Annotated in this window: 10 protein-coding genes and 1 tRNA gene; 10 read left to right on the top strand and 1 reads right to left on the bottom strand. The window is 49.2% G+C overall.

Annotated elements, in window-relative coordinates:
- On the top strand, positions 1 to 238 hold a 238-nt coding region (locus AC14M5_RS15080; RefSeq protein ID WP_484030509.1), incomplete at its 5' end, for a hypothetical protein.
- Between the two features lie 255 nt (positions 239 to 493).
- Positions 494 to 3,217, top strand: coding sequence for a right-handed parallel beta-helix repeat-containing protein (locus AC14M5_RS15075; protein WP_484030508.1), 2,724 nt, complete (start codon positions 494 to 496; stop codon positions 3,215 to 3,217).
- Between the two features lie 370 nt (positions 3,218 to 3,587).
- Here AC14M5_RS15075 and AC14M5_RS15070 read toward each other — a convergent pair.
- Positions 3,588 to 3,660, bottom strand: a tRNA-Arg gene (locus tag AC14M5_RS15070).
- 156 nt (positions 3,661 to 3,816) lie between these two features.
- Between AC14M5_RS15070 and AC14M5_RS15065 the strand changes: the two genes are divergently transcribed.
- The 8 genes from AC14M5_RS15065 to AC14M5_RS15030 all read left to right on the top strand — a co-directional run.
- The gene (locus tag AC14M5_RS15065; protein WP_484030507.1) at positions 3,817 to 4,791 is read left to right on the top strand and encodes an AAA family ATPase; all 975 of its coding nucleotides are present in this window, start codon (positions 3,817 to 3,819) and stop codon (positions 4,789 to 4,791) included.
- A complete protein-coding gene (locus AC14M5_RS15060; protein WP_484030506.1) occupies positions 4,788 to 6,101 on the top strand; it encodes a DUF58 domain-containing protein in 1,314 nt (437 codons plus the stop codon). The genes AC14M5_RS15065 and AC14M5_RS15060 overlap by 4 nt, the downstream gene beginning before the upstream one ends.
- Positions 6,074 to 6,976: an MBL fold metallo-hydrolase gene (locus tag AC14M5_RS15055; RefSeq protein ID WP_484030505.1), complete on the top strand. Its 903-nt coding sequence runs from the start codon at positions 6,074 to 6,076 to the stop codon at positions 6,974 to 6,976. The genes AC14M5_RS15060 and AC14M5_RS15055 overlap by 28 nt, the downstream gene beginning before the upstream one ends.
- A 79-nt stretch (positions 6,977 to 7,055) precedes the next feature.
- The gene (gene argF, locus AC14M5_RS15050; RefSeq protein ID WP_484030504.1) at positions 7,056 to 7,982 is read left to right on the top strand and encodes an ornithine carbamoyltransferase; all 927 of its coding nucleotides are present in this window, start codon (positions 7,056 to 7,058) and stop codon (positions 7,980 to 7,982) included.
- 145 nt (positions 7,983 to 8,127) lie between these two features.
- Positions 8,128 to 9,330, top strand: coding sequence for an ornithine--oxo-acid transaminase (rocD, locus tag AC14M5_RS15045; protein ID WP_484030503.1), 1,203 nt, complete (start codon positions 8,128 to 8,130; stop codon positions 9,328 to 9,330).
- A 55-nt stretch (positions 9,331 to 9,385) separates the two neighbouring features.
- Positions 9,386 to 10,471 (top strand): alanine dehydrogenase, encoded by a 1,086-nt coding sequence (locus AC14M5_RS15040; protein WP_484030502.1) that lies wholly within the window; start codon positions 9,386 to 9,388, stop codon positions 10,469 to 10,471.
- Position 10,472: 1 nt separating this feature from the next.
- The gene (locus AC14M5_RS15035) at positions 10,473 to 11,783 is read left to right on the top strand and encodes an acetyl-CoA hydrolase/transferase family protein (protein ID WP_484030501.1); all 1,311 of its coding nucleotides are present in this window, start codon (positions 10,473 to 10,475) and stop codon (positions 11,781 to 11,783) included.
- Positions 11,784 to 12,031: 248 nt separating this feature from the next.
- Positions 12,032 to 12,463: pyruvate kinase (locus AC14M5_RS15030; protein WP_484030500.1), on the top strand; the 432-nt coding region annotated here is incomplete at its 3' end.

Here is a 12,463-nt window from a genome sequence, read left to right as displayed (position 1 = left end):
GGGTGGATATTTTGGAAAACGAAGTACCCCTCCGCGCCTATTGTTTTTTTATTGTGCATTGGCCTCGCTTGCTAAATGGCTGTCGAACGAGGAAATACTTAAAAACGTCACGCCTAAAGCCTTTGCCATAGGTGGCTGGTTGGTTTCAAAATATATGGGCGTCTATTTTTCATGCCTGATTGTGAATTATCTGAACCGCGAATTGGCAGCAATAGATCACCAGGCTTCAACAGCCTAGATTTTTGACATGGGTAAAGGACCATCTGGATGCGAATTTAATGGCAAAAAAGAATCAACGGGCGGGACCGGCGGGGTATTCGAATGCCTCACCCTCCAAACCCATTACAAAAACATCATTTTTTAAGCTGCGGAGGTTCAATTGCGCCTATAATATGATTAGATGCAATTCGACCTTTCCAACCACAGGATTGCATAATTGTTTATTTCGCACAAATTTGTGAGTCTTCGGTTTCTTTTTTGTTTGGAGTCAGTCATGAAAGATCGTAAACAACTTAAGTTATTAATAACCGCAACCAGCGCTTCACTTATCTTGTCCATGGTGATGACTGCAACAGCCATAGCTGATGATAATACGCCCCCTCCGCCCACAGATGAACCTGTTGTGTCTGTGACCGTAGAACCTGTCGTATCAGATGTTTTACCCTCGACTTCTTCAGAAGATTTGATGGCGACGGAAGTGCCCGCCAATTTACCCGACCTAATGGATCAATTTCCGGAGAATACTTCGGTCGTAGTCGTGGTGGATGATGTACCCGAACCGCTAGCTACTCAGGATGCGGCCAATACATTTCTAATTGGAGACCCAATATGGTGTCCCGAAAGCGTTGCGCCGGATCCCCTTGCAAATGGCTGCACCGACTCTTATCCAGATCTATATTCCTTAATTGATGATATTGATAGCGCAGTAATTCCCGAACCCGCCGAAAATGGAACAATTTGGATAATGGCGGGTGTTGATAATTCACTTTTCGATATATCCATCGACGGTACTACATTCGCAACTTGGAGTACATATGCGTTGACTTTACAGGGGGGGTGGGATGGTAGTGTTGCGGGGAATATCACTGGAACTTCAATTTTTTCAGTTCCTCTCTCCATTGAGAATTGGGGCAACGCGGTCACGATTAGCCAGATCAACATTGCGAATGCCAACTCGACCGGCTTAACTGTTTCGACATCAGGTGATATTGTTCTCGATGACGTTTCTTCAAATGGTAATGACGGCGCCGGAGCGGAGTTGATTTCATCGGCCGGCAGCATTTCCATAATTGGGGATAGTGCCTTTGATGATAATAAAGAGACGGGTTTGTACGTGGATGCGAATGGGGATATTGATGCTGAAAATGTAGGTGCAAGCAACAACGGTGCCGGAGGAATCTTTGGCGGTGGGGCGGAATTGTACTCGCTGGGCAGCATTACACTTAGCGGCACTAACAATGTCTTTATGAATAATTATGAGACTGGTTTATATCTAGAAGCCGATGGTCAAATTGATGGCCAAAATATTACCGCGAACAGTAATGGGGTGAGTGGGGCTCTGATTTATTCATCCGGTGGTCTCTCGCTTACGGGCACAAATGTATTTACCGATAACAACGAAACCGGGCTTTACGCGGAGATCGTCGGGAGTATTGCGAGCGAAAATGTGACTGCGAGTGCCAATGGTGCCGGCAGCAGCTACGGTTATGGTGCGGAGTTGTACTCCCTCGGCAGCGTGAACTTGTCTGGAGTCAATGTTTTCAACGGGAATTATGACTCGGGCCTGTATGTGGAAGCCAGCAACGATGTCACCGCTGAAAACCTGACAGCGAGCCAAAATGGTGTTGCGGGTGGCCAGGGAAATGGAGCGGAATTATATTCGTTGAGCAGCCTTACCCTCACCGGAATAAATGTTTTTGGTGAGAACCTCAACTCGGGCCTCTACTTAGTGATATACGACGATGTGGTTGCTGAAAATATAACAGCGAACAGCAATGGAGTGAGTGGTGTCTTGATCTATTCGTCCGGTGGCCTTTCGCTTACGGGCACAAACGTATTTACCGGTAATGATGAAACCGGGCTTTATGCGGAGATCGTCGGGAATATTGCGAGCGAAAATGTGACTGCGAATGCCAACGGTGCCGGTGGCATCTACGGTTATGGTGCGGAGTTGTACTCCCTGGGCAGTGTGGACATGTCTGGAGTCAATATTTTCAACGGGAATTACGACTCGGGCCTGTATGTGGAGGCCGGCGACAGCATCACTGTTGAAAACCTGACTGCCAGCGAAAACGGTGTTGCGGGTGGCCAGGGAAATGGAGCGGAATTATATTCGTTGAGCAGCCTTACCCTCACAGGAATAAATGTTTTCAATAACAATTATTCCAACGGTCTTCTGGCGGATTCTAGTGGAGAGATTAATATTAATTATGCTGATGCCTCTGGTAATGGCCTTAATGGAATGTATCTGGAAACTGATGTTGATGCAACCGTAACCTGTGGAAAATTGGCGGGCAATGCTGCTTATGAGATGAAGGCATACATATCCGGTGTGCTCACCCTGAATGGCGTGGATTTTGGCGGAGATTTCAACGATCTGCAGGTGGATACTGCACAATTAATTCTTAATTCAAATGATTGCTTCTCCTATCCCGTCAATTCCGATGATGGTGATGATGAAGATAGTGGTAGCAATACTGGAAATAGCGGCGTCTACTTGGCAACTTTTGAAAACCCGCCGATCAAAACTGTAGAAGGAGTAGGTGGGCAAACTATCACGCTGGATTGCGATTCTTATAGTGGTACTTATTTGGTGCTTCTGAATGGCGATGGTGCATATATACCCTGCCCAATTGTCGATTCTGCCAATTTATTTGGAATTCCAGTGGAAGCCTTGCCCCGCCCATTAGCCAGCAGTCAAAAATTTGTTTCAAGCTTTAATTTGTCGATTGCGCACGATGGACAAATCTTAACGTCGGGTGAGGTAACGGACCAAGTTACTCCATTCATGAAGGTATTTTTCTTGGTTCCTGAAGTATTGAGAAGTGAAGATTTGGCGATCCTTTATTGGGATGGTTTTAGGTGGGTGGAATTAACGGATGGTCTCAATTTAGACAATGGCAGATTAGTAAAAAGGGGTGGGCATAAGAGCGACGATGGTTTGTATTTTGAAGCCACGGTTAATTTCATAGGCACCTTCGTCCTGGTGCAAAAATAGCCGTACTGTAGATTCGCTAATTGCGTAGCTAGGTATCCGTGCTTGGTTGAATTCCATCCCATAAACGAAACTTGAAAAAAATACATAAAAGTGTTTAATAAGACAGATGCCCGACCGGGCATCTGTCTTATTAAATCCAAAATCTTTTTTAGCTGTAGCCGCAACCAAGTGATGTGATAAGATTCTATTCCCATTGCTGAAAGCTTTCTTACACTAGAACTTCCGCTGTTTTTTCCAGCATCCTCAGCAGTCAGCCTCTTACTCCGCTGGCACGGTGCGCCCAATAGGAATCAGCGGAGATGTGTTCGAGGTGGGCAAGCAGGAGGCGGAGGATGGTGAGCGGTATTTCATCCATATTAAACAAAAAAGGCGCCTCAGGCAGGGGTCGAACCCACAACCTCCTGATCCGAAGTCAGGCGCTCTATCCATTGAGCTACTGAGGCGTTGGTTCGATTATTCCATCCGAATATGAATCCGTCAAGGAGTCCACCCTTCCAAAGAGGGGGATGGGGATATACTTTAGGACTGGCCCTCAAGGCTTGCCCGCACCAACATTAACCCTTAAAATCAAAACCATCTTAATTCCAAGGACTTCGTGCATGACAGACATTCAGGCTTTCAGTGAAAAAGTGACCGGTAATTTGGAGAAAGTGATTGTGGGCAAGAGGCAATCTGTTGAGTTGATCGTGATCGGGTTGCTGTGTCAGGGGCATGTGTTGATTGAGGATGTGCCGGGGGTTGGAAAAACGATTATGGCGCGCAGCCTGGCACGGTCATTGGATTGCGTTTTCAACCGCATCCAGTTTACTCCTGATATGCTTCCCAGCGACGTGACAGGTGTATCCATTTATAACCAACAGAAGAATAAATTTGAATTTCGCCCGGGTCCGGTGATCGGGCAGATCATCCTTGCGGATGAGATCAATCGTGCCACGCCTAAAACTCAAGCTGCCTTGCTGGAGGCCATGGAGGAGCGGCAAGTGACGGTGGATGGCGTGACGCATCCGTTGCCAAAACCTTTTATGGTGATGGCCACTCAAAACCCAATTGAATATGAAGGAACTTTTCCTCTTCCAGAGGCGCAACTAGATCGTTTTCTTCTTCGCCTGCGATTGGGTTATCCGAGTATGGCCGATGAAATTCGTGTGATGGATGACCAGCAATTGCGGCATCCGCTAGAGACACTGAAAGCGGTAGTAAAGTTGAAGGAGATCCAACAGGCAATTGACGAAGTGAAGCGTATTTATATTTCGCCAGCGATTAAGAAATATATTGTCGAGTTAACCACTCGAACACGTCAAAGCGCGGATGTATATCTCGGGGCAAGTCCGCGCGGCAGCCTCTCTCTGGCTCGCGCTGGCCAGGCACATGCAGCACTGAGGGGGCGTAACCATGTGTTACCAGATGATATTAAAGAATTGGCCGTATCGGTTTTGGCGCATCGTATGATCGTAAGTCCCTCAGCACGTATGCGTGACTTAAGCTCAGACCGCATCATGCAGGAGATCATTCTTGCCACACCGGTGCCGGGCGGAGCCTATTCATCTGATATTGAGCGGAAGAAATCAAAATGAGAGCTGGGCGAATTCTGCTCGCCTTATTATTTGGTATTGGCCTTTTTGGGGTGTTGGTCAACGGTGCTCCGCTCTATTCACGTTTTCTATATATTAGTGTGTTGCTGGCACTTGTTAGCTGGATATGGACGCGCTGGTCAGCGAGGGGATTAAGTATGCAAAGAAGTTCGCGTGTACTGCGTGCCAATGTGGGTGATGTATTTGAAGAGAGCTACGAAGTGTCCAATGGCAGCCGAATACCGGCAGCGTGGATCGAGGTGCTGAATCAGTCTACCTTGCCTTTTGCGGCTGGCTCGCGTCTTTTCACGTTTGTGCTGGGGCGTCAGCGACGAAGTTATCTGGCGCGAACATGGCTGACTCGCCGCGGCGGTTTTCAACTCGGCCCTACTCGAATTTCAACAGGTGATCCATTTGGATTATTCAATGCAAGTAAAGTAATGGAGGCACGGGAAACACTTGTTGTTTTCCCGGTAATCCATGATATACGGTCGTTTTCGTACCCACCCGGGTTATTGCCTGGCGGCCGGGTGATCCGCCGAAAATCATACGATGTTACACCTCATGCGGCTGGAGTACGGGAGTATGTACATGGTGATGCCATGAAACGTATTCATTGGCCTACCAGCGCGCGCCGCAATCAATTGATGGTGAAAGAATTCGAGCAAGACCCACAGGCTGAAATTTGGTTATATCTTGATTCTCAAAAAGCGATCCACTTTGCGAAGCCCTACCAGCAGGAAGAACTTCCGCTGGATACCATGATGTTCGTGAAGCGCCCAAAATTCAAATTGCCGCCTTCCACACTTGAATACTGCGTCAGCATTACCGCTTCGCTTGCCCATTACTTTATCGGCCAGCATCGCACTGTGGGTTATGTGAGCGCGGGGCAAACTTTTACAGTTCATCCGGCTGAGAGAAGCGAAAGACAGGAAGCCAAAATTCTGGAAACGTTGGCCTTCGTTGAAGCGAACGGCGCCCTCTCAATTGCGGAGCTTGTCTCAGCGCAAGCCTCGCAACTGCCACAAGGTTCAAGCGTGATTCTTGTTACCCCAACGGTTCGGCCCGATATCCTACATGCGGTCGATGATCTGCAAATGCGTTACCTGCGCCCGGTGGTTGTGCTGCTCAATACCGAAACATTTGGCGGCCCTCACGGCACTGACACGCTTATCAATTCGCTGCGTGAGCGGCGCGTACCCGTCAGCTTGATCTCGTGCGATGCCGATCTTTCACAGGCACTCTCAGAAATTCCATCAACTTTCAAATCACAGGATATGCGTTCATGGCAAGCCCCCGTATTATCACAATAGACCTGAATTTTCAAAATAAGACGCAGGCCATAGCGTCTTATTTAATTCGAAATAACGATGCCGCAGTCTTGATCGAAAGCGGACCAGGTTCGACTCTTCCCGCGCTGGAAGCTGGCCTGGCAAAAGAAAATTTATCTCCCCGTGACGTCACCCACGTGCTGCTCACGCACATTCACCTTGACCACGCAGGCGCGGCAGGGTGGCTTTCACGGCAGGGTGCAGAGATTTACATCCACCCGAATGGTGCGCCGCATATGTTGAACCCCGAAAAACTCATCGCCAGTGCCACGCGTATTTATGGGGATAGGATGGATCAACTTTGGGGTGAATTTCTGCCTGTTGAACAGAATCAGCTCAAAGTCCCGCAAGATGCGGAAGAGATCGTCATCGGCAATTTGAAGTTTGTGGCGATCAATACGCCTGGCCATGCCGAGCATCATTATTCCTATCTATTTGAAGATATCTGTTTCAGCGGTGATGTGGGAGGGGTGAGGATCCCGGGCTTTCGATATTTGCGCGCACCCATGCCCCCGCCCGAATTGCATTTCGGGCGATGGCTTGAATCCATTTCGCGATTGCGAAAGGAAAAATTTAGCCGCATCGCGCCGACCCATTTTGGAATCTATGACGATCCTGAGTGGCAGTTGAATGAATTGGAAAAGAATTTGATCGCCACTGAAAAATGGCTGGAGCAGATAATGCAAACCAGCCCAGCGGTGGAAGAATTGCGCGAAAAATTTGAAACATGGATGAATGAGCAAAGCCGAGCGCAGGGTTTAAGTGAGGATGTGGTTAAGGCGTATACATTGGCGAATCCCATCGGCATGAGCGCGGACGGCTTGATGAGATACTGGAAAAAATTTCGGAGTGCGTAATTTGTCATGCAGAATGCGTGATGCATGAGACATGGCAAAATGAAGCAATAAAGATATACTTTCAACTCAAGGAGATAATATGAAGGACTTTCTCTCGATCTCCGATTACTCATCGGATGAAATTCAAGACCTGCTCGATGTTGCAGCGAAATTAAAGAAGGAATATTTCTCGAAAGGCAATAAACCGATTTTCAAGGGGAAAGTGCTGGGGATGATCTTCCAGAAGCCGAGCCTGCGCACCCGCGTTTCATTCGATATGGCGATGCGACACTGTGGAGGCGACGCGCTGTATCTCTCACCAAGTGAGATTGGGTTAGGCAAGCGCGAATCGATTGCGGATGTGGCACGAGTTCTGTCGGGATATGTGCAGGCCCTGATGGCGCGTGTGTTCGATCATGCGCATGTGTTTGAACTGGCGAGATGGTCAGATATTCCTGTTGTGAACGGCTTGAGCGATTACAACCATCCCTGCCAGGGCATGGCAGATGCGCTGACCATTATTGAAAAGTTTGGCAGTAAAGCCAGGGGCCTGAATGTAAGTTATGTGGGCGATGGGAATAACGTGACTGTTTCTTTGATGCATGTTTCGGCTTTATTAGGTTGGAATGTAACCGTTGGAACTCCCGAAGGCTATGATGTGAACCCCAAAGCGGTTGAAATTGCCCAGGATATTGCGAAGAAAACTGGAAGCAAATTAACCTTCGTGCGTGATGTACATGAAGCGGTTAAAGGGGCGCATGTGATCTACACCGATACATGGACAAGCATGGGGCAGGAAGAGGAAACTGCAAAACGTGAGCAAATCTTCCCGCCTTATCAGGTCAATGCACAACTGGTCAGTGAAGCGGATAAGGATGTGATCGTGATGCACTGCCTGCCTGCACATCGCAACCATGAATTGACCGATGATGTGGCGGACGGTGAGCACTCGGTCATCTTCCAGCAGGCTCATAACCGTCTCCATGCGCAGAAAGCTATCATTGCGCGTTTGTTTGGTGTGGCGTAAAGCTATCTTCGCGTTGAGCGGAGCGACCCGATAGGGGAACGCAGCCGAAACGCTGGCTGCGTTGAACCCATCCTTCGACTGCACGGGCCCGGCTTGCACTCGCCCGCTCCGCTCAGGACGGAGAAATTTTGAAAAGGTGAACTTAATGAATACACAAGACTTTATCAACATGGAAGAACAGTACGGCGCGCATAATTACCATCCTTTGGATGTGGTGATCGAAAGAGCCGAAGGGGTTTGGGTTTACGATGTGGATGGAAAAAAATATCTCGATTGCCTTTCTGCTTATTCCGCAGTAAATCAGGGGCATGTCCACCCTGAAATTTTGAAGGCTTTGCTGGATCAGGCAAAGAACGTCACGCTCACTTCGCGTGCATTCCGCAATAATCAATTGCCGCTGCTTTATAAAGAACTCTCCGAGATGACGGGGTACGAAATGTCACTGCCGATGAATTCGGGCGCAGAGGCTGTAGAAACCGCAGTCAAGCTGGCACGCAAATGGGCGTATCAGGTGAAGAAAGTTCCGCGCCATCAGGCAGAGATCATTGTGGCGGGGAATAACTTCCACGGGCGTACGGTTACTATTATTTCATTTTCCACTGAGCCTTTATATCGCGATGATTTTGGCCCCTTCACACCTGGTTTTGTAGTTGTGAAATATGGTGACGCCGATGCAATCGAAAAGGCGATCAACCCCAACACAGCGGCGGTGATGCTCGAACCCATTCAAGGTGAGGCGGGCGTGATCATTCCTCCCGCTGGATATTTGAAGAAGGTTGCGGAAATTTGCAAGAAGAATAATGTGCTTTTGGTCGCGGATGAAATTCAAACGGGTCTCGCGCGAACTGGGAAGCTGTTCGCCTCAGATCATGAAGATGTCCGCCCTGACGTTGTGATCGTGGGCAAGGCTTTATCTGGCGGCTTTTATCCCGTCTCTGCGGTACTCGCGGATAAGCTTCTTCTTGGCCTGTTTACCGCAGGCGAACATGGTTCCACCTTTGGCGGGAATCCGCTGGCGGCGGCAGTGGCACGAGCTTCATTACGCGTGATCCGCGAGGAAAAACTGACGGAACGTGCACAACAGCTTGGTGAATATTTTGTTGAGCAGTTGGCTGAGATCACCAGCCCACATGTGAAAGAGGTGCGCGGCAAAGGCTTGCTGATCGGTGTGGAACTCAAGCCTGAAGCGAAAGGCGCACGTCGTTTTTGTGAGGCTTTGCAAACGAAAGGTATTCTGGCAAAGGAGACGCACGATAACGTTATCCGCTTTGCGCCTCCGCTGGTGATCGATAAAGAAACGATTGATTGGGCGCTTCCATCCATAAGGGAAGTGCTCAACATGAAGTAATTGATTAGACCCTAAAGGTTTTCAAAAACCTTTAGGGTCTAAATATGGAGGCAGTATGTATATTGGAATTCCAAAAGAAAGCAGACCCTTTGAATACCGCGTGGGTCTCTCTCCTGCCGGGGTGGAGATTCTCTCTCAGAGCGGGCATCAGGTTTTCGTCGAGCATGAAGCTGGTGTGGGTGCAGGATTCAGCGACCAGGAATACGAACGTGCCGGGGCACGTGTCGCATATTCCGCAGAAGAAGTCTTTGGTCGTGCTGACCTTTTACTGAAGATCGCACGTCCCATCAAACAGGAAATGGAATGGTTGAAGAATGAATCCACGCTAGCGGGTTTTTTGCATCTTGCTTCGAGTTCACAGGATCAAATCGACCTGCTGCTTGAGAAGAAAGTAACTGCACTGGCTTATGAACAGATCGTGGATGCGAATGGCTCGCTTTCTGTTTTGCGCCCGTTCAGCTTGATGTGTGGCGCGATGACGGCCCAGATCGTGGCACGCCTGTTGCAAAATAATTGGGGTGGCAAGGGAATTCTGCTGAGCGGCCTGCCCGGTGTGCCACCTGCGGAGGTTGTCATCATCGGCGGCGGCACTGTGGGTTTTTCAGCGGCACAATCCATGATCGGCGCTGGTGCGCATGTGACCGTGATCGACAAGAACATGAGCGTTCTTGAAAAGATCATAGAGAAATTTCCACGTGTTGTGACGATGATTTCCACCAAACGCAATATCGAGCGCGCTACGGCTTATGCAGACGTGGTGATTGGCTCAGTTTTGGTGAGCGGGGAGCGTGCGCCGATTGTGGTAACGCGCGAAATGGTGCGCGGTATGAAACCTCGTTCCGTGATCCTGGATGTCAGTATCGATCAGGGCGGTTGTGTGGAGACCTCGCGTCCAACCACACATGAGTTCCCCACCTTTGTGGAAGAGGGTGTCGTGCATTATTGTGTGCCGAATATCCCCGGAGTAGTGGCTCGCACTGCCAGCCATGTATTCCTGAACGCCGCCATCCCATATATTTTTGATATTGCAAATAAAGGCATCGAACAGGCCATGAGGGAGAACCCATCCATTGAAGCGGCTGTGAACACCTATGACGGAAAACTTCTTCACCTTGTACGGTTGAGCGCGCAGGAGCAATAAGATGACTGCGAAAAGTGTTTATCAATCACGAGTGACGACTGCCGAGGAGGCAGTCAAGGTGATCCAATCTGGAAACCGCCTCTTTCTTACGGGAAATGTGTCCGTCCCTCAGAAGCTTTTGGCTGCGCTGGTAAAGCATGCTCCCAACCTTCAGGACGTGGAAATTTGCCAGGCGCTGACGGTTGGCTCCGCCGATTACGTGGCCCCAGAGATGGAAGGCCACTTGCGTGTGAATTCCATGTTTATCAGTGCCAATATCCGCCAGGCTGTGCACGAAGGCCGCGCAGATTTTACACCTGTGTTGCTTTCCGAATTTCCTCTATTGTTCAAGCGCGGAATTCTGCCTATTGATGTTGCCGTCATTCACGTTTCCACCCCAGATGAGCACGGGTTTTGCAGCCTTGGGGTTGAGGTCGGTCTGACAAAGTCTGCGGCTGAATCGGCCAAGGTGATCATTGCTGAGGTGAATGATCAAATGCCGCGTACCCTGGGCGATTCCTTTATTCACGTCAGCCGCCTGACACATATTGTGCCTGTCAATTACCCGATTCCTGAACACAGAATGGCGGCGGAAGGTGATTCAGATATCGTTGAACAGATTGCGGGGCACATCGCTGCATTGATCCCCGATGGTGCAACCATGCAGCTGGGTATTGGCTCGATCCCTGACGCGGTTTTGAAATTCCTCTCCGACAAAAGAGATTTGGGTATTCATACCGAGTTATTCTCTGACGGTGTCATTGACCTGGTAAATGCGGGCGTGTTAACGAATGCGCGCAAGACACTCCACCCCGGGAAGATCGTGGCGGGGTTTATCCTCGGTACAAATAAGCTATATGACTGGGTGAATGACAACCCGATGGTCGAAATGCACCCAACAGAATATGTAAATGATCCGTTCGTCATCGCGCAAAATGACCGCATGGTGGCGGTTAACTCTGCCATTGAAGTAGACCTTACAGGACAGGTCTGCGCCGACAGCATTGGGCCAAAACTTTATAGCGGTGTTGGCGGCCAACTTGACTTTATCTACGGTGCATCCCGTTCCAAAGGCGGCGTGCCGATCATTGCGCTGCCAAGCACAGCCACCTTGAGAGATGGTACTCAACTCAGCAAGATCGTCTGTATGCTGAAGCATGGTGCTGGTGTGGTGACCAGTCGTAACCACGTCCGTTTTGTGGTGACAGAATATGGTGTAGCAGACTTATATGGCAGGACTATCCGTCAACGCGCGATGGCTCTGATCAAGATCGCACATCCGCAATTCCAGGAAGAATTGCAGAGACAGGCAAAAGAGTTACACTACACATAATTAATCAGCGAATTGAAAAGCCGTGGAGCGCGCACGCAAAGCGTAACTCCGCGGCTTTTTTATTGTTAACTTGATGATAAACTCTCTGGCTTGACACCGCTTCGGTTATTACATATTATGAAGATGATTAAGCGTGTTATTCTGAGCGGTAGTGAAGAATCTCCCATTTCAGGAGTAGAGACCCTTCGCTGTCGCTCAGGGTGACACTGCGTAAGATGAGTTAATAACTTTAAAGGAAGTATAAAATAATGCGTAGAGCAAAGATCGTTGCAACTATTGGGCCCGCCTCTGATTCTGAACAGGCGCTTGAATCTCTAATCAAGGCAGGGATGAACGTTGCCCGCTTGAATTTTTCACATGGTACACATGAACAGCATGCACAACGTGTAGCCACAATCCGTGCCGTCTCCCAGAAACTTCGCCTGCCCGTTGGAATTTTGCAGGACTTACAGGGGCCAAAGATCCGCGTTGGGAAATTAGCCGCCCCGCTTCAACTTTCCAGCGGGGAACAAGTCTCTTTATATGCCACGCAGGATAAGCCGCCGAAGACGGATAACCAACTCCTGCCCGTGGATTTTCGTGAACTCTTTGACTCGGTGCAGGCAGGTGACAAACTCCTGCTTGATGATGGCCGCCTCGCGCTTGAAGTGACATCCGCCAAAGGGCGTGTTGTTCAGGCT

Source organism: Candidatus Villigracilis sp. (genome assembly GCF_057083605.1).
The sequence above is the reverse complement of the archived record's forward strand: the minus strand, read 5'-3'. Positions and strand labels throughout refer to the sequence as shown.